Source organism: Mesorhizobium prunaredense (assembly GCF_900156895.1).
Taxonomy (GTDB): Bacteria; Pseudomonadota; Alphaproteobacteria; order Rhizobiales; family Rhizobiaceae; genus Mesorhizobium; species Mesorhizobium prunaredense.
The window spans coordinates 1-21966 of record NZ_FTPD01000005.1; the positions used below are offsets into that span (position 1 = coordinate 1).

At 59.0% G+C, this 21966-nt stretch carries 24 protein-coding genes; 5 read left to right on the forward strand and 19 right to left on the reverse strand.

Annotated features, from left to right (window positions below; genetic code table 11):
* Window positions 1-211 precede the first annotated feature (211 nt).
* The 5 genes from terL to BQ8794_RS04125 form a co-directional block, all read right to left on the reverse strand.
* On the reverse strand, window positions 212-1666 hold the full coding sequence (terL, locus tag BQ8794_RS04105; protein WP_077373498.1) for a phage terminase large subunit: 1455 nt from the start codon (window positions 1664-1666) through the stop codon (window positions 212-214).
* On the reverse strand, window positions 1663-2130 hold the full coding sequence (locus tag BQ8794_RS04110; protein ID WP_077373501.1) for a DUF5681 domain-containing protein: 468 nt from the start codon (window positions 2128-2130) through the stop codon (window positions 1663-1665). The genes terL and BQ8794_RS04110 overlap by 4 nt, the downstream gene beginning before the upstream one ends.
* A complete protein-coding gene (locus BQ8794_RS04115) occupies window positions 2127-3506 on the reverse strand; it encodes a site-specific DNA-methyltransferase (RefSeq protein ID WP_077373505.1) in 1380 nt (459 codons plus the stop codon). Before BQ8794_RS04115 ends, BQ8794_RS04110 begins: the two co-directional genes overlap by 4 nt.
* 287 nt (window positions 3507-3793) lie before the next feature.
* Window positions 3794-4171, reverse strand: coding sequence for a hypothetical protein (locus BQ8794_RS04120; RefSeq protein ID WP_077373508.1), 378 nt, complete (start codon window positions 4169-4171; stop codon window positions 3794-3796).
* Window positions 4168-5445 carry a PDDEXK family nuclease gene (locus BQ8794_RS04125; protein ID WP_143744458.1) on the reverse strand — a complete coding sequence of 426 codons (1278 nt, stop codon included), beginning with the start codon at window positions 5443-5445 and terminating at the stop codon, window positions 4168-4170. Before BQ8794_RS04125 ends, BQ8794_RS04120 begins: the two co-directional genes overlap by 4 nt.
* 294 nt (window positions 5446-5739) lie before the next feature.
* Between BQ8794_RS04125 and BQ8794_RS04130 the strand changes: the two genes are divergently transcribed.
* On the forward strand, window positions 5740-5928 hold the full coding sequence (locus tag BQ8794_RS04130) for a KTSC domain-containing protein (protein ID WP_077373514.1): 189 nt from the start codon (window positions 5740-5742) through the stop codon (window positions 5926-5928).
* Window positions 5929-6610: 682 nt separating this feature from the next.
* Here the strand turns inward: BQ8794_RS04130 and BQ8794_RS04140 are convergent.
* From BQ8794_RS04140 to BQ8794_RS04150, 3 genes are read right to left on the reverse strand one after another with little or no spacing between them, the layout of a single operon-like run.
* Window positions 6611-6772 carry a DUF3606 domain-containing protein gene (locus BQ8794_RS04140; protein WP_143744459.1) on the reverse strand — a complete coding sequence of 54 codons (162 nt, stop codon included), beginning with the start codon at window positions 6770-6772 and terminating at the stop codon, window positions 6611-6613.
* Between the two features lie 18 nt (window positions 6773-6790).
* On the reverse strand, window positions 6791-7093 hold the full coding sequence (locus BQ8794_RS04145; protein WP_174654362.1) for a DUF6894 family protein: 303 nt from the start codon (window positions 7091-7093) through the stop codon (window positions 6791-6793).
* Complete coding sequence (locus BQ8794_RS04150; RefSeq protein WP_077373520.1) at window positions 7093-7359, reverse strand: helix-turn-helix domain-containing protein; 267 nt, start codon at window positions 7357-7359, stop codon at window positions 7093-7095. Before BQ8794_RS04150 ends, BQ8794_RS04145 begins: the two co-directional genes overlap by 1 nt.
* A gap of 759 nt (window positions 7360-8118) precedes the next feature.
* On the opposite strand from BQ8794_RS04150, the gene BQ8794_RS37260 reads away from it, so the two are divergent.
* The 3 genes from BQ8794_RS37260 to BQ8794_RS37545 all read left to right on the forward strand — a co-directional run bounded on the left by BQ8794_RS37260 (window position 8119) and on the right by BQ8794_RS37545 (window position 9275).
* A complete protein-coding gene (locus BQ8794_RS37260) occupies window positions 8119-8355 on the forward strand; it encodes a transposase-like zinc-binding domain-containing protein (protein ID WP_077373523.1) in 237 nt (78 codons plus the stop codon).
* A gap of 124 nt (window positions 8356-8479) precedes the next feature.
* Window positions 8480-8797 (forward strand): ATP-dependent DNA ligase, encoded by a 318-nt coding sequence (locus BQ8794_RS37540; protein ID WP_483189057.1) that lies wholly within the window; start codon window positions 8480-8482, stop codon window positions 8795-8797.
* On the forward strand, window positions 8778-9275 hold the full coding sequence (locus tag BQ8794_RS37545; protein ID WP_483189058.1) for a hypothetical protein: 498 nt from the start codon (window positions 8778-8780) through the stop codon (window positions 9273-9275). The genes BQ8794_RS37540 and BQ8794_RS37545 overlap by 20 nt, the downstream gene beginning before the upstream one ends.
* A 59-nt stretch (window positions 9276-9334) precedes the next feature.
* Here BQ8794_RS37545 and BQ8794_RS04165 read toward each other — a convergent pair whose 3' ends face one another.
* Window positions 9335-9517, reverse strand: a complete 183-nt coding sequence (locus BQ8794_RS04165; RefSeq protein ID WP_077373526.1) for a hypothetical protein — start codon at window positions 9515-9517, stop codon at window positions 9335-9337.
* Window positions 9518-9969: 452 nt separating this feature from the next.
* Between BQ8794_RS04165 and BQ8794_RS04170 the strand changes: the two genes are divergently transcribed.
* Complete coding sequence (locus BQ8794_RS04170; RefSeq protein ID WP_077373529.1) at window positions 9970-10365, forward strand: hypothetical protein; 396 nt, start codon at window positions 9970-9972, stop codon at window positions 10363-10365.
* A gap of 787 nt (window positions 10366-11152) precedes the next feature.
* Here BQ8794_RS04170 and fcl read toward each other — a convergent pair.
* The 10 genes from fcl to BQ8794_RS04220 form a co-directional block, all read right to left on the reverse strand.
* Window positions 11153-12121, reverse strand: a complete 969-nt coding sequence (gene fcl, locus BQ8794_RS04175; RefSeq protein WP_077373533.1) for a GDP-L-fucose synthase — start codon at window positions 12119-12121, stop codon at window positions 11153-11155.
* Between the two features lie 15 nt (window positions 12122-12136).
* Window positions 12137-13207, reverse strand: a complete 1071-nt coding sequence (gmd, locus tag BQ8794_RS04180; RefSeq protein WP_077373536.1) for a GDP-mannose 4,6-dehydratase — start codon at window positions 13205-13207, stop codon at window positions 12137-12139.
* 435 nt (window positions 13208-13642) lie between these two features.
* On the reverse strand, window positions 13643-14338 hold the full coding sequence (locus BQ8794_RS04185) for an FkbM family methyltransferase (protein ID WP_077373539.1): 696 nt from the start codon (window positions 14336-14338) through the stop codon (window positions 13643-13645).
* A 638-nt stretch (window positions 14339-14976) separates the two neighbouring features.
* Window positions 14977-15765 (reverse strand): phosphatase PAP2 family protein, encoded by a 789-nt coding sequence (locus tag BQ8794_RS04190; RefSeq protein WP_143744460.1) that lies wholly within the window; start codon window positions 15763-15765, stop codon window positions 14977-14979.
* A gap of 41 nt (window positions 15766-15806) precedes the next feature.
* Window positions 15807-17144 (reverse strand): NAD(P)H-dependent oxidoreductase, encoded by a 1338-nt coding sequence (locus tag BQ8794_RS04195; RefSeq protein ID WP_077373545.1) that lies wholly within the window; start codon window positions 17142-17144, stop codon window positions 15807-15809.
* A gap of 46 nt (window positions 17145-17190) precedes the next feature.
* Window positions 17191-17724, reverse strand: a complete 534-nt coding sequence (gene rfbC, locus BQ8794_RS04200) for a dTDP-4-dehydrorhamnose 3,5-epimerase (protein ID WP_077373549.1) — start codon at window positions 17722-17724, stop codon at window positions 17191-17193.
* A 103-nt stretch (window positions 17725-17827) separates the two neighbouring features.
* Window positions 17828-18910, reverse strand: a complete 1083-nt coding sequence (locus BQ8794_RS04205; RefSeq protein ID WP_077373552.1) for a GHMP family kinase ATP-binding protein — start codon at window positions 18908-18910, stop codon at window positions 17828-17830.
* A 33-nt stretch (window positions 18911-18943) separates the two neighbouring features.
* On the reverse strand, window positions 18944-19999 hold the full coding sequence (locus tag BQ8794_RS04210) for an NAD-dependent epimerase/dehydratase family protein (protein ID WP_077373555.1): 1056 nt from the start codon (window positions 19997-19999) through the stop codon (window positions 18944-18946).
* Complete coding sequence (locus BQ8794_RS04215; RefSeq protein ID WP_077373558.1) at window positions 19992-21260, reverse strand: HAD-IIIA family hydrolase; 1269 nt, start codon at window positions 21258-21260, stop codon at window positions 19992-19994. Before BQ8794_RS04215 ends, BQ8794_RS04210 begins: the two co-directional genes overlap by 8 nt.
* The gene (locus tag BQ8794_RS04220) at window positions 21257-21865 is read right to left on the reverse strand and encodes an SIS domain-containing protein (protein WP_167378621.1); all 609 of its coding nucleotides are present in this window, start codon (window positions 21863-21865) and stop codon (window positions 21257-21259) included. Before BQ8794_RS04220 ends, BQ8794_RS04215 begins: the two co-directional genes overlap by 4 nt.
* Window positions 21866-21966: the final 101 nt, after the last annotated feature.

Here is a 21966-nt window from a genome sequence, read left to right on the forward strand (position 1 = left end):
CGAGCGGCTTCGTCCTTGGGTCAGGACTGGTGGTTCTGGTGAACGTCGGCTTCCGGAAGGAAATTCGGTCCAGGAAGGGCCGCTTCGGGTAAGGTCACGACAATGGGTGTGCGGAAATGAATGTCTGCTCTGCTAAATCGGGAGATCAGAACCCGCCTGTCCGCTGTCGGGCCCATTTCTGACATTCAGTCAGATCGACAGTGGCCACGCCTCAAGCCGTGCCGACATAGAACCTCCCCGTCGGCTTGTCGTCTTTCATCCAGATGAGTGCCTGGGTCATGGAATCGACTTGGTCGTCGTGCTTTCCATGCGGAAATGCGAGCACCTCCAGCAGGAAGTCGTCTTTCCAATGGGCATCCTTCGGCAGATGGACGTTGCCGTTTTCTATCATCGCGGCAACGCGTGATAGACGGCTTTCCTTGTCGATGCGGGTTTTGATGGGCGTCGTTGAGATCTGCTGACTGTCCAGGTCGGCGATCAGGCTCGAACCAGAGCCGGCATCTTCGATGAGGATGATGTCCGGGTCATGCTCGGTCAGGGATCTTTTGACTGCTTTGATGAGATCTGGATAGGCCGCTCTTAGGCGCACGATATCGATGAGATAGTAGTTATTGCCGTCTTGCGCCCACGTCGTTCCGACAGAGTAATCGCAACTGGGGTCCCCCTTTACGGCCGTGTCCCAGCTTTGGACGATGGTCATCGACCGACGATCGAGATGGTGTGGATCGTAGTCGCGAAACCACACCCTCTTGACCATGTTGCCGTCCGGCGGGGCAGGGGACTGCTGGTACTGCGCGGAAAAGGTGAGCGAGCCCAGATCTCGCTTCAGTCTTTCCAATTCCACATGTCCGAGACGCGCAGGATGCAGCAGATCGCCGAACTTGCGATCATTCCAGCGATCCTTGCCCGTCTGGACACGCTCGTCCTGCTCGGCAATCGCCGAAAGGTTCAGATGCTCCCAGCCGCCAGTCTCCAGCAGGACGCCTGCCAGATCGTCGACATGCAATCGTTGCATGACAAGGACGACGGCGCCGGCAGCGGGATTGTCGAAGCGCGACATTAGGGTTGTGCGAACCCATTCGGCGCACTTGTTGCGAGCCGATTCCGAATGCGCCTCGTCGGCCTTCAAAGGGTCGTCGATAATGATGATGTCGCCGCCACGGCCCGTCAGCTGACCGCCGGTGGAGGTCGCCAGGCGGTTGCCGCCGAGCGTCGTCTGCAATTCATTCTCGGTATTCTTGCGTGGGCTGACTTTGAAGGACGGAAACATCGAGCGGTACCACGCGCTGTCGACGACCGTGCGAAAGTCGTTGGCATGTTTGACCGCAAGCGATTGAGCATACGAGACGCAGATCACCTTCTTCGATGGATCGCGACCAAGGAACCATGCAGGAAACGCGACTGATGCGGTGACCGACTTCAACGACCGCGGCGGCATTGTGATGATCAGGCGCTTGCACTCGCCCTTGGACACCCGCTCAAGCTGATATGCAATCGCGCGGATGTGCCAGTTCGGTAGATACTTACCGCCGGGCTCGACAGCCGAGAATGCCAGCCCGACGAAGACCGCGAGATCGTCGCGTGCCGCAGCGAAGAGCATCTGAATGGCGCTCATTGGCGCAGCCGTGGCTGACGGAGCGGCTGGTTGAGGGAGGGTGATGTTCATTCGACGTCTTCTCGCTGCTCGCCGCCAGAACGCAGCGCGCTGTGGGCGCCCTCTTCGCTCTCGTGCGATGGCGGCATCTTGTGATCGAGATAGTCCCGCATCATCTCGATCATCGTCTGTTGATCGAGCGGATTGACCTCTTTGTCAGCCTGGTTGGCTTCATCGGGATCGATGGAGCGCGACGCGAGTTGAAGGGCTTGCACCGCCGATCGGAAATCGCCTGAGAGCGCGTTGTTGCGCATTTTAAGGAGGATGGCCTCAAAGGCGGTTACCGTCGTCGTCTTGCCGTTCTGCTGGATCTGGATCGGCCCAAAGAGCGTCTCGCGTATGATGGTGTTCATGTTCATTTTCCCCTTCGGCCGGCCTTTCGGATTGCCTGACATTCCTTTCTTGAACCGCGTTTCGGCTGGAGGCTTGGCGTAGCCTATCGGGTAGTCGGCCGGCTTCTTTCTACGGGCGGTCACAACACGCCTCCCACGGTTTCAGGAGCCGAGAGCGCGGATGCTGTTTTGGCGAGTGGGCCGGAGGCTTCAACGCTCCCACGCTGCTCGCCCAACTCCTCGAAAGTCTCGCCCGTGGCGGCAAGTGTTGCCTGCTTGCCCGTGTGCTTTTCGAAGCGGCGGATGATCAGATCGCAATAGTGTGGATCGATCTCGATGAGGCGTGCATGGCGCCCAGTCTTATGCGCCGCGAGCAGCGCCGTCCCCGAGCCGCCGAAGGGATCAAGCACGACGTCGCCACGCCGGCTGACGTCGAGCAGCGCATCGGCTACCAGGTTGACCGGCTTGACGGTTGGATGCGCTTCGAGATCTTCCATCCGGTCAGCGCCAAAACTGTTGGCGCCGCGATAGGTCCAGACATTGCTGCGATGACGTCCGTGTTTGCCGAGCTCGACGTTGTTGCGATGCGGTTCCTTGCCGTTCCTGAACACCAAAACCAACTCGTGTTGCGAGCGGTAGAGGCTGCCCATGCCGGCGTTGGTCTTGTTCCAGACGCACAGATTGAGCAGATCGCCGAACATTTGTTTGCCTGCCAATGTGGTCTCCGCAATATGACGCCAGTCCATGCATACGAAGGCGATCGCGCCCGGCTTGCACGAAACCGCAATCAGTGAGAACGACTGCTCCAGGAATCTTGCGAACTCGTCGTCGGACATTTCGCCGGAAGCCATGGCAAATTCCCGGTGGTTCGCCTTGCCAAGACCACTGACGTGTCCGCCGATCGGAACATTGTAGGGCGGATCGGTAAAACAGACGGACGCTTTCTCGCCCTGCATCAGCGTCTCGAAATCCTCTGCCGAAAGCGCGTTTCCGCAAAGCAATCGATGCTCGCCAAGGAGAAACAGATCGCCAGGCCGCGCTACAGCTGATCCTGCTGATTTTTCCGGAAGACCCAGCTCATCCCCATCGACTTCATCGTCCTGATTGTCGGGCGAGAACTCACTGATGATCAGGTCGACCTCAGGGATGTCGAAGCCGGTGAGGCTCACATTGAAGTCGAGATCGACGAGCGCCTGCAGCTCAATCGCCAGGGTTTGTTTGTCCCAGCCGGCTTTCTCGGCGATGCGGTTGTCCGCAACTATGTAGGCGCGTTTTTGCGTCTCGTTGAGATGGGTGATGGAAAGAGTTGGCACCTGCTTCCATCCCAACAGGCGCGCCGCTGCCAGACGGCCATGTCCGGCAAGGACGTTCTTGCTTTCGTCGACCAGGACCGGATTGGTGAAGCCGAATTTTTCGATGCTGTCGGCGATTTGTCGGACTTGTTTCTTGGAGTGGGTGCGAGCGTTGTTGCGGTAAGGGATGAGTGCGTCGATCGAAACTGTGGTGATGTTGGTGGTCATGAGATCCTCTGAACGTCATGCGCGCCGCGGCTGGCACCGCGCCTGGTCCAAGGATTCGCAGGATCAGCGATTCGAAAAAACCACCGAAAACAGCTATACCCGAAATTCACAGAGTGGCTTCGCCAACGTTTAAGCTGGGATTCACAATCACCGATTTTGTGTAAGTATGGGGCAACAAAAAATTTCGACGGCATGCAGAAGATCAAGCCGCGAACGGCCGATGTGCAAGAGTTCATTGATCAAGCGAGTGCCGAGATCGAGCGCGGCAAAGGGCCAACACACGTCGCCTAAATGGCGTCCTGTTTGACGCACGCAGCCAATGATCGGGCTTCATCCGGCGTCAGCCGGATGAGAGCCAGACGTAGCGTTTCACAGAGCGCGTCCAGATTCGGATCGCCGCCTTCGGAGCCTGTGTGGCGATGTGCTCGATGCTGGAAGAAAAGGCAGAGCCAAAGATCCAGCGCACTGCCTTCCCATTTGCCAGTCTTGCGGGCCTGCGCTGACATGGTGAGGGCAAGGTCGGCAAGGGGGTCCATTCCTCCGGCGACCTCATACCCGTTCAGGAAATGGGCGAAGCGGCCCGACTGATCCCAGTCGAACGGCGTGGGCATCGCCGAGAAGTCGCCCTCCAGGGCCAGTCGTTCCCATTTGAGAAGCCTCGTCATTCGGCGGCCTCCGCCAGCACACTGAGCCGCGGCCGGATCAAGGAGACAAATCGATTTGCGGCATCACAGAGCCAGTCGAGTTGCTGTTCATCGTCAGCAAATTCCGATCGTGACCTGAACAGTCCAAGCTCAGCATAAAATGGTGCGACGGATTTGAACCTCACAGTCAGATCAAGCCCGCTTTCGGCACGCATGTCTGCAATGTCGCTGTTGAATTCGTCAAATAGGATTTGCCCATCCTCATCCTTGAAGGTCAGGAACAGGCCGACCTCAGCTCTGGTGCCGGCCGAGCGAAAGGCAGTTATCCACCCGAGCGGCTCGGGCAGCGGAATCCTGACCCAATTGTCGCCGCCGTGGCGCGCAGGCAACTGGTCGGCATGGTCGAACTGAACCTGGTCTATGAAGCGCTGCCAGAATGCGCGATTGATGCCTCGCCGACTACCGCGTTCCGGATCGACAACGCTTTCCATGTTTTCGGTAGCTTGGATCTCGCCAATTTCCTGTGTCACCAGTTGGAGCGGCATGCCACCGCCGTCGACCAAAACCCTTTGCTGGAGAACTTCGGTGCGTAGCGGCACGGAAGGCAGTACAACCAGGTTTCCGGAGGCCGCCTGCCAAAGCTGGATCTCAAGCAATGTCAGCTGCGCCAGGCCGGCGCCTTGCGAATTTAAATGCTCGGCAATCGCGTGCGTATCCGAGCGGATGCCATCTCCGGCGATAATGAGCTGAAAGTCACCGAGCTTCAGTGATCTCGTCACGGCATCGACGAAAGGGGCCTCTTCAAGCTCAGGCCATTTTGCCTTCGCCAGGTCGAAGATCGGATTTTGTTCTGCAACGGCCAACTTCCGTTTCAGCCTCGCGGTCAGATCGCCAAAGCTCCAGCGGCGCAGTAGGGCGGCATATTCGACGATTTGTGCCAATACCTCGCGGCGCGCCTGCGGATTGCGCCAAAGCTTGCACTCAATAATGATCAGTCGGCCGGTCCTTGCCACGCCCAGAATATCCGCGAACACTGTCCCGCCTGCACGAGGAATGGCGAGTTCCCGGCATAAGGGCACGACATCGCCCAAGCCGGCGTCAAGCCGGTCGGCCACGATCAAGGCGGGATGCCGAAACAGCAAGTCCTGCAGCCAATGCTCGTCATAAGCATGCTGCGACAGAGCATTCGAACCTGGCGCTTGGCCTGAGGCAGGCGATGGGTTTCGTATTAGAGATCGGCGGGCCAATGGTTCGGTAACTGTAAAATTGAAGTCGGTTGATAATAAAGCACTCATTTGAAGATCTCCATCTAAACATACCTCATGAATGCTGAAGTCATCATTGAAGCATTCCGAAATATCATTTCGAAAAACCCGATATGTTCATCGCAATTTGTTAGATTGACTTGCGCTCGTTGTGTTGGAACAGTCAACTCGATTTGTCGGTGTCAATTTCTTCCGGCGAGCGAATTGGCTGTTAAGAGCTGTTTCGAAAGTCGCTCCGGCGAGTCATATGGTGGTGGTTTCGAGAGCCGGAGCGCAGCGGACATTTGGGTCCGTTAGCACCGGAAGCGCAGAAAACGCCATCAGTTGGTCGTCGGAGCAGAATTTACAAACAGGCTCTTAGCCAAGCACACTGCGTCCAAGGAGCCGCGCGCCGAGGAAGTGCCGCCGGAGACCTTTGCCGCGTTCAAGGCCGCCTTTGCCAAGGGCCGCTACTTCAACGAGCACATCCGCAATCACTTCCGCTACCGTCTGGTTGGACCGGCGGTCGACTGAGTAGCATCACGGACGATCTCCTTTTGGCAGGGATGCGGCTCGATCGTCGTGGCCGTCCGGCCAGCCCTTTGCGAGGCAAGGTCGGACATCGGAACGAAAGGCGGATTCGCGAATTCTACTGCTAGATAATCGGAATCGTCGCCCATGAGGCTCGCGACTCTCCACCTTGAAACTGCGAGATACGGCGACGTATATCGCGCCGCAAGGCTTGTGCGGCTGAGGCAACAAATGATTCGGCACATCAAGCGCACTGACGCCTCGGCTCAAAAAGTCGAGCAAGCGCTGGCTAGTCTGGCCGAAGTAAACGCACCCATGGACCGGCTTGCGCGGCATCAGTAGGGCCGCGCCTATGTGCGCTCACGCCCGACGACGTAAGGAAGGCCTTCGAGGCTGCTGCCGAGGAGGAGGGTTCCTCCAACTCGGGCTCACTCGCGTGCGCGCTGTTGAAACACCGGATGTCGCACACTTTCAATTCACAGGCTGCAGCGGTTGATGCTCGGGCTTCGCATGATGAAGCACCTGGCCGAGATCGCGCATATCGAAATCCTGTCCGCATATGGGGCAATGCTCGTAATGCTCCGCCGCAGGCTTGATCGGCTGATCGTGGTCCTTGCCTCGAAAATCCCGTGCCTTCGTTGCTGGTCCGGTATCTCATTCCGCTCCCGCAATGCCCTCGCGGCTTCTATGAGGGCTGACCCGATCGTTGCCCTTGGCCTTGATGAGCTCGCGGACCTGCTAGATTGTCACACCCATTCTCGCGAGCGAAATATTCCACTTCGTAATCGTCGTCGGCGGACACGCGATTGCGATCGCGCAAGTCTCGCTTGCTCTTGTCGTCGGCCATGTCGTTCTCCTGGTCAGATCAACCGCGACGTCGAGGTTCATCTTTGTTGGATGTCGGCGAGACGGCATTTACCTCAAGCGGTTCGATCACCAGGGACAGGCTAAGCCTCAGAACCTTTCTGCCACTCTCGTCCCTTATATCCATGATGAGTTGCTGCCCATCGGGACCTTTCAGTTCGTCTCTTGCCAGCTCAGTCAATCCTTCGACGGCTGCATTGCGCGCTGCCTCAATCCCCTCGCATTCCAGACCCGTGTTGTCTTCCACGAGATGCTGGTGATCGCCGCTATCAAAGAAATATCTTGGCATATCGGCTTCCGTCATCAGAATGCCACGTCACGGTCCTTCTGGTGCAGGTAAGTCGGATCGAATTCCCCTGCCTGAACCAAACCCGGCCAATCGAGAGCACGCAACTTTGTACCTGACGTGGCGATCAGCCTGTCACCTCGTAGCGCCTGAAGCGTGCGGTTCACGTGAACCGCGGACAAACCCACCGCATCACCAAGTGCTGCCTGGGTGATCGGTAAATCCGCGACGTGGTCCTCAATGCGTCCTGCAAACCGCAACCGCACAATGAGTTCGCATAACATGTGGGCCGTACGCGCGTAGGCGTCCCGTCTCCCGACGTTGGTGACCCATTCCCGGTAGATCGCAGCGTCGTGCGATTTTTCTAGGGGACGGCCCGATAGCAGTTCGGGGTGACTATCGGGCCGCCGCGCCTAGCCAGCGGGGGGCGTGGGGCCGTTTAGTTTCGCCGGCTGGGGCGAATTATATGGCATTTCATGCATCATTGCTAATTTAGTAAAATGGTCATGGTCCATTCCCCTAGCCATCAAATCGGATTAGCCTAGACTCGAACCTGTGCGCAAACGAGTGAGTGCCGGACCCGGCCGGCTTGAGTTCATTCCTCCGATGATGCCTACCTTGCGGGACAGCGTTCTTTTCTGCAGACCACCCGCCAAATCGAGGAATGGCGGGTGGTCGCATATCAGCGCAGGAAGGGACTTTGCTGCGCAGATCTCAAGTTGGGCCCCTAGCTAATGATGATTCCTATCGCCAGGAATGTGATCGATAGGGCGAACACCGGAGCGAGTAGCCATCGAGCTTGGTGGACACTATTCTCCATGGGTCTCCTCCTGTGAGCACATGGCGAGCAACGATCGGCCGGCAGTCGCGGTTCCCGGGCTGCACCCAGCCCTGTCCTTTGCGATAGCAAGGTCCGACTTAGGTCCCACCTTTCAGGGACCGAAGCCCAATCAAGGAACGTTTGAGGCCGTCCGAGGTTGTGGGGCTGGCGCGAAGACGATGCCGTTCAGCGCAACAGAACTCATGCAAAGCGAAGTCCTGCAATGTGTCTCTCTCAAAGGCTTTCCTCGGTTGGTCTGACCTTCCTATGCCCGCAGTGCAACTTCACCGTCATCAAGAACGGCAGCTGGTTTCGGGGCGTTTCCCGTTACCGGTGCGACGGATGCGGACGCGAGATCCGGATTACCTATCCCGACAAGATTGCGATCTTCCATAAGCACGCGCACTTGGCCACGCGCCCGCCGGGGGCTTTGGAATCACGTTCGGTTCACTCTGGCTAATATAAGCTTTGTACCTAGTATTGACTGGGTGCGTAAAATTGTAAGTACCGGCGCCGGCCGGCTCGAGTTTCTTCCTCCGATGATGCCCACCTTGGTAGCCAAGCCGCCCCAAGGCGATGACTGGATGCATGAAGCCAAATTCGACGGCTACCGCTCCCAGATCATCATCGACGCCGGCGGTGCGCGGATCTTCACCCGCCGCGGACTCGAGTGGACCTCCAAATATCGCGATTTGGTCGAGGCAGCCAAAGGTCTTAACGTACAGAACGCCATCATCGACGGCGAAGTCGTCGTCCTGAATGAGGCTGGCCTTTCGGACTTTGCCGCGCTGCGCAAGGCAATCACCAGGCGCCAGCACGACCTCTATTTCGTCGCGTTCGATCTGCTGCATCTCAACGGCCACGACTTGCGCGACATGGCGCTTGAGGATCGGCGCGCTTGAGGATCGGCGGGAAATCCTGGCCGGCCTTATAGGATCTGATAGCCGCATCCAGTTCAGTGAGACGATGCCGGGCGAAGCCAACGCGATCTATCATCTGATCGACGCGGCTGGCCTGGAAGGGATGGTATCAAAGCGTCGAGACAGCAAATATCGCAGCGGGCCGACCACCAATTGGCTGAAGACAAAATCCTTCACCGAAAGCGAGTTGGAGCTTCTCGGAGTTGAACGCGAGAAGGGCAAGCCGGCGTTTGCTCCGATGGCTGAGCCAGGCACTCGGAAATATGTCGGCAGTGCGTTTGTGAGCGTCAAACGCGAGATGCGGGAGCGGCTGTGGAAGCGCGTCCAGGAACATGCCGGGCCACCGCCCAAGAACATGCCAAAGCGGCCGGCAACCCAGTGGGTCAAGCCGGGGATCAAGGCCCGCGTGAAGCACTTGCGCGGTGAAGAGGACCTTCAGACGCGACGAGCGGGATGCTGAAACCGCTAAACGGTGACGTGCCAGACGCGAAAAAAGGCGGACATTCTGGTTGTAGCCGTCTACAGAAACCGCTCCCCTTCGGCACGATGTTCGAAACAGAACCAGTGCGGCGTCTGTCGCGGCTTGGCAAAGCCCCATCCGGCATTCTTGCCGCAGCCCGGGTGCTCGCACCTATGGTGCTGAATGCCGGGGCGCGTGAAAGGCTCCATTGCACCGGGAAGCCGGATCAGCTCGTCGTTCATCGGAATGTCTCACTTAGATTGCTTGAAAGATCCCACGGCCAGTCTTGACGAGCAAGGGAAATGTTCCTTATTCGTTCTCATGGCGCACGGTCCGATTGACGCGCTGGGCAAAGCGCTCCATAGCCGATCATCGTTTGCGCACCGGTTGCCTTAAGTACATCGGCGCCGCTGGTGCCGTACAAGGTGCCATCGCTGGTTGTCGCCGGAAGGAGGGACAGTCCCGGTCCCGGTCCCAGACCCAGTCTCGGTCCCGGTCGTGCCAGTCGTCGGGGGAGTGAGGTGGCCCGTGACAGTGTCGCCGCTATCTGCCTTTTGATAGAGCTGCATCTCGTCGATCTGCATCTGCATCGACGAAGGGTCGAGCTATCGAGAGTCGTATGCCATCCGGTCGCGTTCGAATTCGCGACCTGATCGCTCATGATCACTTCCATCGGTTCATTCGGAATCGGCGCATGCGCGCTGGTCAGTTGCCCGATCTGCAGCGAGCCGCCAGTGACGAAGGAGCGAAGGGGTCGGAATTGTATTTTGTATTCATGGCCATGGCGCGTGGCTTTCAATGGTGGCCATCCCGTCCCGAAATGGTCGAGCACGGGTTGACGGGCGAGGCTCTGCCTTATCGTGAGCCTCGCCGCCAGCGTCCAATGGCCAGTATTGCTGCGCTGCAGGAGAACTTCTTTGATGGCAAACGGGACAAAAGCGATCGAACGCAACGAAGAGACGGAGATCTTGGTTTGCCGACGCAGCGCCTCGAACCGTCTGCGGCTCCGGCATTGCATTCGCAGAATGGCTGGGCTGTTTCCAACTTCATCATCCAGGCCCTCGAGCCGATCACCATCTACGGCTCCTAGTTGCTAACACGATCGCGATCCATCAAAAAACGGCCGCTTTGGATCAGGCTGCGCCACAGCCAGCTCGCCGCGAAACGACCGAAACGGATCGCTGACCGGGCGCGACTGGCCAGCCGATTGGCTAACTCTGCTGTGTTTCGGCGTGGAATAGGGGTCTGACTCAATTCGATGATTTTGCATGACGGCGTGGTGCTGTTTTCTGAGGGGAATCAGCGCCATGACGAACATTTTGTGTTTGTCGCCCGGCCGGATCAATCTTCGAGAGTACCGCCGAGGGCGAGGACGTGATCGTGATTTCAGCGCGCGCTGGAGTCAAAGAGCGGGTTGTCCGCTGTGCGGAAAGTCATCGAGCCGTGTCCATAGCCAATATGTCAGGACGGTTTCGGACCTGCCGTGGCAAGAAGATCGAGCTTCGACTGGTCGCAAGACGCTTCGTCTGTAGTGCACCGCTCTGTCGACGACGGATATTTGCCGAACGGTTTGATGACGGAGTTGTCGCGGAGAGATCCCGCCGGACCTCGTGTCTGGAATGTGTCGTTCACCATTTGGGGCTGGCGCTCGGCGGCAGGCCGGCCGCGAGCATTGCCAAGCGGCTGGTGGTGCCGGTCAGCAATGATACTCTGTTGCGATCGCGTGCGGCAACGCCTTCGCCGCCGCTTCGCCATAACCGCGGCCGCGGTCACGTGCGATTGTTCCGATCTCCTGATGATCGGTGAGCCATGCATGATTCCGGTGATCGGCGGCTTCACTACGTCTTGTGCGGTAGACCGGCGTCGCGCCACACCGCCTATACGGCCTTCAGCCGCAGATCGCCAATCTCAGTGTGCGACTTGAACCAAGCATATGTCAGCTCCAGGCCTGCACGAAGCGTATACTTTGGTCGCCATCCGGTTGCGAACAGCTTGCTGACGTCCATCAGCTTGCAAGGTGTCCCGTCTGGCTTTGCCGAGTCCGTCTGGATCTCACCCGTGAAGCCAATGACGTCGGCGATAAGCACTGCGAGGTCCAGGATGGAGATATCCTGGCCCGAACCGACATTGAGGTGGCCGTCGGCAGAGTAAGTCTTGAGCATGTGGACAATGGCGTCGGCGGCATCGTCCACGTGGAGGAATTCGCGTCTCGGTCTGCCGGATCCCCAGATCGTCAGGCTCGGTTCTCTCCCGATCTTCGCGTCGTGGGTCCTGCGTATGAGTGCGGGGACAACGTGGCTATTCTCCGGGTCGAAGTTGTCGCCTGGACCGTATAGGTTACAGGGCATTGCCGAAACATAATCGGCACCGTACTGGCGGCGGTAGGCCTGACACAGCTTGAGACCGGCGATCTTGGCGATAGCGTACCACTCGTTGGTGGGTTCCAAGGGGCCTGTGAGAAGCGCGTCTTCCAGGATCGGCTGTGGCGCCAGCTTCGGGTAGATGCAGGATGAGCCCAAGAACAACAGTCTGTCGACGTCACACCGGAACGCGGCGTGGATGACATTCGTTTCGATCAGCAAGTTGTCGAGCAGGAAATCGGCCGGATAGCGATCGTTGGCGAGAATCCCGCCGACCTTTGCGGCTGCAAGGACCACGGCGTCGGGCCTGGTTTCTGTCATCCAGCGATACACGGCGTCCTGATTTCGAAGGTCGAGAACGTCGCGCGGAGCCATTAGGACCTCGCAGTTTTCCTCCTCCAATCGCCGCGCCACAGCCGAGCCGACCATGCCGCGGTGGCCAGCCACGAATACGCGTTTTGCGTCGAGCCGATAAGTGTAGTCCATGACCGGTGGCCCACTCTAGACGCTACTGTCCATGTGCCAGGTCTCTCGCTCGAGACGTTTCAGATCGGCGGCCACCATTTCCGCCACGAGGTCGCTGAACGTCGTCTTAGGCGACCAGCCGAGCTTTGAGCGGGCTTTCGCCGGATTTCCCATCAGGAGATCGACGTCCGTCGGACGGAAATGGCGTGGGTCGACTCGGACGAGGATCTCTCCCGTCTTGCCATCCCGGCCGATCTCGTCCACCCCCTTACCTTCCCAGACGATGACGCGGCCGACTGCCCGAAAGGCACGTTCCACGAACTCGCGCACCGAATGGGTTTCGCCCGTGGCGAGGACGAAGTCGTCAGGCTCGGCGTGCAGAAGAATCCGCCACATGCCCTCCACATAGTCGCGAGCATGCCCCCAGTCGCGTTTCGCGTCCAAATTTCCAAGATAGAGGGTGGACTGAAAGCCTCGCTCGATACCTGCAACCGCACGTGTGATCTTGCGGGTCACAAACGTCTCGCCGCGCGTGGGGCCTTCATGATTAAACAGTATGCCATTGGAAGCGAACATTCCGTACGCTTCACGGTAAGTGATCGTGATCCAATAGGCATAGAGTTTGGCCGCCGCATAGGGAGAGCGCGGGTAGAACGGCGTCTTCTCCGTCTGGGGCACCTCCTGGACTTTGCCGAACAGCTCGGAGGTTGACGCTTGATAAAAGCGCACCCGCTCTTCCATCTTCAGGATGCGTATGGCTTCAAGCAGCCTGAGTGTGCCAAGGGCATCGGCGTTGCCGGTATATTCCGGGGTCTCGAAGCTTACCTGGACATGGCTTTGGGCGGCAAGATTGTAGATTTCGGTTGGGCGCGTCTGCTGAATGATACGAATGAGATTGGTCGCATCGGTCAGGTCGGCGTAGTGGAGAAAGAAGCGTGCGCCCGGTTCGTGCGGATCGACGTAGATGTCGTCGATGCGTTCGGTATTGAAGGAGGAGGATCTGCGTTTCAGTCCGTGGACAGTATAGCCTTTCTCCAGCAGCAGTCTGGCAAGGTATGCACCGTCCTGACCGGTCACACCAGTTATGAGCGCAATGCGATCTGTCATCGTGTCCCATCCAATCGTTGAGGGCTGCGCCGTCGACCTACGGTCCGCCCCCACACTCCTCAAATGAAAGGCGAAAGCGCTTTGTTCGACCAGAGTGTCATTGTGGGAGGCACGCCACCAAACGGAGGTAATCCCACCGCTCAATACCCGTCACGGCTACTTCCCGTGCGTCCCGTTTCTGCTTGGCTAGCCTCGTCGGACGTAGCCGCCCGCCGCGCGCCGTCAGTTCACAAGCGCTTGCGCCACCGCTTCTCCGCGAGCTGCTCGCCGCCGATGCTGCCGTCGGCAATGCCGAACATGTGGGTCGTTTGACCAGTGCGGCGCGGGCCATGCCGGCTGAGAAACGTTCGCGTCCAGCCCGCATCTCGGGTCACCTGGCAAGCGTGGCGTCGGGGCGCTTGTTGGGGTTGTCGAAAGTTCTCGTAAGGCTTGTTATCACGTCAGCAAAAATGACAATTCGTGGCCCGCAGGAGAAACATGGAACAGGGTGTACCCCTGGCCCTTTATCGCTTCCACTGTTCGGTAGGTTTGCTCCACCGGAGTGCGGTGCCACCAGTGGTGAAACTCGACGAGAATCTGTCTCGGTAAGACATCAGATCCAAGCACCTCTGGAAGGACGTCGAGCTCTGACCCCTCAACGTCGAGTTTCAGCACATCGATAGTTGTCAGTCCGAGCATATCCAGGATAGTAGAGTAACGCCTCACGTTGCAGACAATGCTCTTGCCTGTAACCAACTTCGTGGAAAAATTGCCGCGTGTATCATCTTCGGACACAGCAAACGCCTGCTCCCCGTCGAAATTAGATATTCCCAGGGGGTAGATCCGCATAGTGGGGGGTAATGCCTGAACGGCAATCCAGTCAAGACTGGCCGGAGTCGGATCAAACCCAAAGACCTTTGCGCCGAATACTTTGCTTATTTCCTGATCAAATGAAATGTCGTCCCCTAAGCCAAATGAAAGAACAATAGGGGAGGGAGTACCTAGAAGAGGCTCGACCGCAACCACCCAACCTCCATATTCGGAGCCGAGTTTTTGTGTAGGAACAGAGCATTCTGGCCGGAGAAGATGATCGAAGCCTAAGGCCGCTCTTACAACGCGCTTACTATACCGGAGCCAATCTGGATTGTACATCAATAGTGCCTCTGGCTTATTTGTAGTAGCTGTTCCGCTTGGACTGCGCCGTCCTCACCATGTCCAAAATGGACGAGAGCGCCAGATGGGTTCAGTCTGACTAACGTGGCGCGGCTATCGCCCTGTGAATTCTACATCATTTCCTCCCGCGACCAGAGTGTCATTGTGGCAGGCACTCCAGCAAAAGGAGGTAATCCCCATCGCTCGGCGTTCGTAACAGATGCTGCGGGAACGTCGCCTTGGGCTCGGCCAACGTCTTCGCCCCGCTGCATAGGAAGTAGCCGCCCCGCTGCGATCGCCGGCTCACGAGTCCCTACGCCGATGCGCCTGTCCGAGGGCTGCGTGCCGGCTACTTGCGGAGCCGAAGAAGTGGTGATCCTGTTCGTTGCGGAGCTGAACGCAGGGGAGGGCGGGCCTTCGCGGTTCGAACGAAATTGACCCTGGGCCTCGCCGAGCGGAGCGATCGGGCTTTTTGAACAGCGGCCGCGCGACGTAGTGGGTACTGGAAATGGCAGAGGTAATAGGGGCAGTGGAAGCCGTATGGGGAGCCTTAGTAATTCGCCGCTGTTGCGAACCCTTCAGCATGATTGTTGTTGCTTGGCCAAGATGACTTTTCCTGGCCGGCTTCACACCAGTTCCTACTGGGGAAGCCCTTTGGCAAGTTCGCGCAAGTCCTGAAACGCAATAACAAGGTATGAGACCAGAAAGCTGCACAGATAGAAGCTTGGTGCGGCGCCGCGCTCCCACCGGAGAAACAAGGCGCCGAGTTCAAGGCTCGGGCGCGTTTGTGCTAGCCATGCCAGGGTCGCGGCCAAGGCGAGGCTACCCAGAGCATTGGTCGGGTAATGCAGCCCCAAGTAGACTCGCGCAAGCTCTATCACCAAGGTGCAGGCCAGGGCGAGGAGTCCGAGTTCGAAGCGAACGAGAAGAATGGCGATCGCTAAACCCGCGAACAGAACCGCTCGCTCACTGGGGAACCCGGGGCTGCCGGCGAACGGCGCTGAGCGCAGAACGGCAGCGTCGCCCAGAACCTCCGGGATATGAAGCCCAAGTGCGGCGTCAAAAATCGGCTTTGGCGTCGTCGGCAGAGTGCCCTGCAGGAAATGCGCGACGAGCGCCGCGAGGACAGCTGCGCAGACGCCGCTCACCAGCCTTGCCCTCGATTCCGGCCTGTCATGGGCGAACCAGCAATACCAAAGCAAGGACACAACTATAGCGCCCTCGGTTGTTGGGTAGACGGTACCGAAAGCGAGCCGGCTGGCGAAGGGCTGATTGCTCGCTACGGTGTTAATGGCCTTTACGAGGGGCCTGTCGATCCAATCCGGGTTAAGGGCCAGGAAAGTCGTACCCACAAAGAGGAGGCAAAGCGCGGCGGCATGCTTCAGGTAATGGAAGTCGGATAGCGTTCGCGCCATCGGTTCGGCCATCTCGAACCTCCTCGGGCTCGGTCTGCGCAACATCCCGCTAACTAAGCGGTTGTAAGAACCTCGCGCTGCGCTGACGCGGCAGAGCTGCCGAAGAAGACAAGATCCTGCGCCCGGCGCAGTCCGTCGCACAGCCGCCCTGTCGGAAGCTCGATGTCGTCATAGCCGAGCACCTCGTCGCGCTTGACGTCGCGCAGCAGTCGGCAGCCCTCGGCGAGCCCGATCGGCACCAGCCGCTCGGCGTGCACCGTCGGCGCGTTCTCGCAGAGGCCATAGGTCATGTAATGTCCGAGGCCATCGAGGATCTCTCCGGCACTAAGGTGCCGCTTGGCGGCGGCCACAACGTCAACGGTCGGCGCGCCCAGGGGCGCAATCGCAGCATCGCGGAAGATCGCGGCCCTCGCCACCGTGAAGGGCACCTCGAAATGACACAGATGATAAGGCCAATAGAAACAGTAGAGCGGCCCGGGGCCCATCTTGTAGAGTGACAGATAGTGTTTCTCGACGGCATTCTCTGTGGTGCCAAGAACGAAGACGCCGGGGTTAGGCATGGCGCCGACACAATAATCAACTATCCCCGGCCCCTCGAGGAGCTGATTGAGCGGATACCAGCCGACCGCCTCCTGGATCGGGGTCCCGGGCTCGACCACAGGCCCGTACATGCCGCGCTTGGCCACCAGCATGCCTGTGGCGTTGGCGACGATGGCGTTCTCGAATGAGATCTTCGTGCCGTCCGCGAAGGAGGTGACCATCGGGGCCTTCATCCCCCACTTCTTGGCAAATCCCTCCTGGGTCGTCGGATTTCGGTAGGGATCGTGCAGGCCCTTGATGTTCCCGCAAAGCACGGGACGTATGCCCAGGCCCCTGACCCAACGGTAGAGGTTCATGATGACGCCCGGCTGATCCCCCTCCACATTGGTGAGGACCACGCCTGCCTGGTCGGCATACACTTTCAGGATTGGGCCGATCGTGCCGTCGAGTTCGGCATTCATCAGGGCGACATGCTTGCCGTGCCGGATCGCGCACATTGTGACTTGGGCAGCGAACTCGATCGCGCCTGTCGCCTCGACGACGATGTCGATGCCTTCGGCCTCGCAAATGTGCATCGGGTCCGCCGTGATCGCGCGGCGGCCGCGGGCCACGAGATCCTCAAGCGCTTTGGTGCTGGTCGCCTCCGTCACATCGTCCGCGCCTGCAGCGGCATAGGCCTCTCGCGCCTTTTCCACGTGTCTGTTGGAAATGGCTACGAGTTCCATGCCCGGAACATATCGCAGCATCTGCATCGCGATGCCTCGGGCCATGAAACCGGCCCCCACCATACCCACGCGAATTGGACGCCCCTCAGCCTGGAGCAACTCCAACTCCCTGTCGACGATGAACATTTGCGTCTCCTCTGTAGCGCTCCCGCAAGTTCGTCGCCGGGAAAGGTCATTCGGCGTAGTCTGGCCAAGTCCGGTCCTTATCTGAGATCACCGCCGGCTCATCTACTGGCCACTTCACGGCGAAAGCAGAATCGTTCCAACGAACACCGCGTTCGGCTGCCGGTGCATAGAATTCGGAGACGAGATACGTGGCCTCGGTGTGGTCCTCAATCGTGAGAAAGGCGTTCGCGCAGCCCTTCGGTATCACCAGCATCCGTTGGTTCGCCACGGAAAGTTCCACAGTGAGGTGCTGCTTATAGGTGGGTGACTCGGGCCGCAGGTCGATCAGCACGTCGTACAGGCTGCCCCGGATGCAGCGAAGCATCTTGTCCTCGCCATGGGGAGCCAGCTGGTAGTGGAAGCCGCGCAGTGTATGCTTGTGCCTGTTGTATGAAATATTCATCTGCACGACATGATCCGGAAGTCCCTGCTCCGCAAATTCCCGCGAACACCAGCCGCGTGCGAAAAAGCCCCGCTCGTCTTCGAATTTCTGCAGTTCCACCAGGGTGGCGCCGGGAATATCGGTCGTTGTGAAAAGCATCGTAGATCCATTGATCAAATGAGTGTCACGTCGGGTCGCATCTCCGACGCTCTCCTGATGGTTGCTCGCGCCGGCGATCCGCTTGTGCGATCGCGGGACGGCATTAGACTTGCGCCGGATGCAAGAGCCGCGAGCCGTGGACTTCATAGCCGATAGGCACATAGGCTAGGTGTGAAAGTGCGCGTCTTACGCTTTCCCGGCGTTCCGGCTTGACCGCGAACATAAGGAACCCGCCGCCGCCGGCGCCGCACAGCTTGCCGCCTTCCGCACCTGCGTCCCTGGCGAGGTCGTAGTGGCCATTGATCGCCGCGTTACTCACGCGGGACGCCAAACTCCGCTTCATCTCCCACCCTGCGTGAAGGACGGCACCGAAGCGTTCTATGTCGATGACGGGCTCCGAAAAGATCTCCTGAAGCATGAAGGCATCATCCCGCATCCGCCTGAGCGTATCGAGATTGCTTGACGTGTTCGCCTTCTGCTCTGCCAGCACGGAACTGGCCGGTCGCTGATGCGATGTCCAGAACATCATCAGGTTGCTGAAGAGATGTTCGACGGCGCCATTGCGCACCCGCTGCGGCTCGACCGTTACCGCGCCGCCAGGCTGGAAGCGGAACAGGTTCATGCCCCCGAACGCGGCGGCATACTGGTCCTGCTTGCCAATCGGCTCCTTGAGGATGTCGATCTCGATGTGACATGCCTCTTCGGCGAGTTGGCCAGGGGTGACACGTTCTCCCCGGAATGCATGCAGGGCGTTGAGCAGTCCCACCGTGAACGAGCTCGACCCCCCCATGCCCGTCGAGGCCGGCATGTCTCCGACCGTCGAGATGTAAATCGGCGGTTCGATCTCCAGGAAACGCAGGCATTCGCGAGCGATGTTGTTCTTGATCTCCCCTATGGTGTTTACCTGCTCTGTCTGTGAATAGTTCAAGCGGATGGGTTCATTAAAGATCTCGCTGTGACGCTTGACGGTGACATAGATGTACTTGTCCACTGCCGCGCTGAAGACCGCGCCGCAGCCGAGATTGTAGAAATCGGGCAGGTCGGTACCGCCGCCAGCAAAACTGACGCGCATAGGAGTGCGCGTCAGGACGAGAGACGGTAGACGCTGTGCAGCGCGATCGATGATGGTCGGAAGGTCCAGTCCTGAGCGGCGCCCCACGGCTTTGGTATCGTCTAGCTGTTCCATATTTTGCCCTCTCGAAAATCAACGGAATGAAAATTAGGCAACACGCGGCTGTGCGGTTCGCCAGCGCAGCTGATCATCGAGCATCCCCGCCTTGAGCAAATGATCGAGCCAGCGCAGCCGCGTGAATCGCTTGTCGGTAAAGTCTTCAAATCTAAGTGCGATCGAGCGGAACGCCTCGTAAAGCTCCTGCGCTCCCTTTCGTGCCGTCGACTGAAACTCGAAATCCGGGAAAGTCCGTGAGAACTTGCTGAAGTCCGCCTTGTAGGTCCTTTGGTCCGCGCCCGGCTTCGGTGCCAATGTGAGCTGCGCGCCGGGGACGGCCTCAACGGCGATCTCCGCTATCTCGCGCACCTGAAGATTGAGGCTTTCAACACCCATGTTGAACGCCTCATTGTGGATGTCCTGTAGCGGCGCCTCCAGCATCAATTTGAAATAGCGCGCGACATCCTGGACATGAACCACGGGCCGCCATGGCGTGCCATCGCTATGGACTTCGACACGTCCAGTTGTGAAGGCGCTGCCCATGAAATTGTTCAGCACGGTGTCGAAGCGCATTCGCGGCGAGAGACCATAGACGGTGCCGTTGCGGCAATAGACGGGCGAGAACCGGTCGTCCGCCAGCGCGCGCAGCGCTTCTTCGGCAACAGCCTTCGATCTTGCGTACTCTGTTTGCGGCGCCAGCGGGGCGGTTTCGTCGACGACGGCGGCTTTCGACATGCCATACATGATGCAGGAGGAGGAAAATAGGAACCGCCGGATGCCGGCCGCCTTGGCCATCGTGGCCAGACGAACTGTCCCTTCCGCATTGATCTGCCTCGTCCAATCCGCGTTGAGATTTCCGATCGGGTCGTTCGAGAGTGCCGCCAGATGGATCACCGCGTCAAAGCCCTGGAGATCCGGGGGTTCGATGGCGCGCAGATCCTTTGTGATCTCGGGCACACTGGTATTGTCGGCTCCCAGGGTGCACGCACGAAAATATCCCATGTCCAGCCCGACCACCTCATAGCCCGCTGCCTGCAACACGGGCACTATGACAGAACCGAGATATCCATTGTGTCCGGTGACGAGAACGCGTGTTGGTTCATTCATGTCTGCCCTGCTCCGCTTTCGAAAGGAGTTGACGGGTGAGGTCCAGAAGCGAGCATTGCTCGCTTACTTGCGCATATAGGCAGTCCGCGGCTTCGGCCGCTTGACGGTCACGATCGTCATCGCCGACAAAGAGTGTGCGTGTGAGGTCGAGATCAAAGTCGCGCTGTGCCTGATACAGCATGCCGGGTTTGGGCTTGCGGCAGTCGCAGCCGTCGTCCCAGCCGTGTGGGCAGTGGTAGATCTCCGCGATTTTGCCGCCGACGGCTTCGGACTCGGCGCACATGCGCTGGTGAAGCGCCTCGAGATCAGCGGCGGTCATCGCTCCGCGCGCTATCCCTGCCTGGTTCGAGATGATGACTATGCGGTAGCCGGCCTCGTTCAGAAGGGCCAACGCCTGCTTTGCACCCGGAACCCACTCCCACTGGTCCCACGAACACACATATTGAGCTCGTGGCGGTCTGCAGTTGAGTACGCCGTCCCTATCTACGAGCATGGTTTTTTCGCGCCTCATAAAGCGCTCCGTCGCGGGTAGACGCTCGATCGAGCCCACGCTGTAATAGCGGTGCTCGCTCACGAAGCCGGCGAGGCGATGCTGCGTCGCGAGCGGCGTGTAGATGGCCTCCTCGAAGAGGGTGTCTTCGTCGGGCAGGAGTTCGAGGGCGAGATCGGTCAGTATGGCATAGCTGATCTCGACTCCCTGCAGCCCGGGCGTGGTGCGGAGCCGGTCGAAGACGGTCACATTGTCGTCCGCATCAAGGATCACGCTGCCGCGTGAATAGCCGTCCTTGTTGCTGTAGACCGTGATCATTCCAGGCTTGCCGGCCGCACAGAAGCGTTGCCACAGCCGCTCCATGCGCATCGGCCAGTAATTGTCACAATACAGCAGCAGGAAGCACGGATCTATGAGGTGACGGGCATTGGATACCCGGCTGCTGGTGAGGTCGTCGGGACGGGTGACGGCATATTCGATACTGAGGCCCAACCTGCTGCCGTCGCCGAAGTGGTCCATCACCACATGGGGCAAATACCCGAGTAGAAGAAGAACCCTTTCGAACCCCTCCTGCCGCAGCTGTTCGATCTGGTATTCCAAAAAAGGGCGGCCGAGCACCGGCACCATTGGTTTCGGGCGGTCGAGTGTGATCGGCCGCATGCGCGTGCCACGCCCGCCGGCCAGGATGACCGCCTGGCGCGGCCGGCTGTAGGTGCGGCCCTCGACATCTGCCTTTTGCAGGCAGGGAGAGGTCGGCAGGACAATATTCATTGACCGCACTCCGGTCGGTCGGCGACGAGGTATCGCGTGATGGCATGACAGATCGCGGCGTGGGCGTCCTCGACGAGTTCGTAGGTGCCTTTTTCAGACCGCACCCATACTGGCTGATCGACGAGCTCTTTAAGCGTGCCGCCGTCAAAACCGACAATGCCGATGGTGGCTACCTTCCTTTCGCGAGCGAGTTCGACTGCCCGCACAAGATTAAGCGAGTTCCCGCTGGCTGAAATCACTATGAGCACGTCACCCGGCTTGGCGAAGTTCTCCATCTGGCCGGCAAAGATACGCTCGTAGCCTTCGTCATTGCCGAGCGCCGTCATCCAGGAGACGTTGTCTGTCAGGCCCATGACCCGGATTGGCTGCCTTCCCGAGCGTTTCGTGGCCTTACCGAGGTCATTGACCCAGTGGGAGGCGGTCGCTGCGCTGCCGCCGTTGCCGGCGACGAAGACTGTGCCGCCCGCATCGCGTACGGCGCGCAGCATCTGTATCGCCTCCTGCACGGCATCCGTATCGATCTGCGACAATGCGATGCACAGCGATGCCAGATAATCCTGCGTGAATTCCTTAGGCTGCAACCAGAGGGCATCATCCGCGAACATTTGCAACATCCCACCACTCCCTGATCGATCGCGAGCTCTGTCACCTCGATTGCTACAATGAGTGAGCCATCACAGCCTGCGAGCACTTCGAGTTCACACGC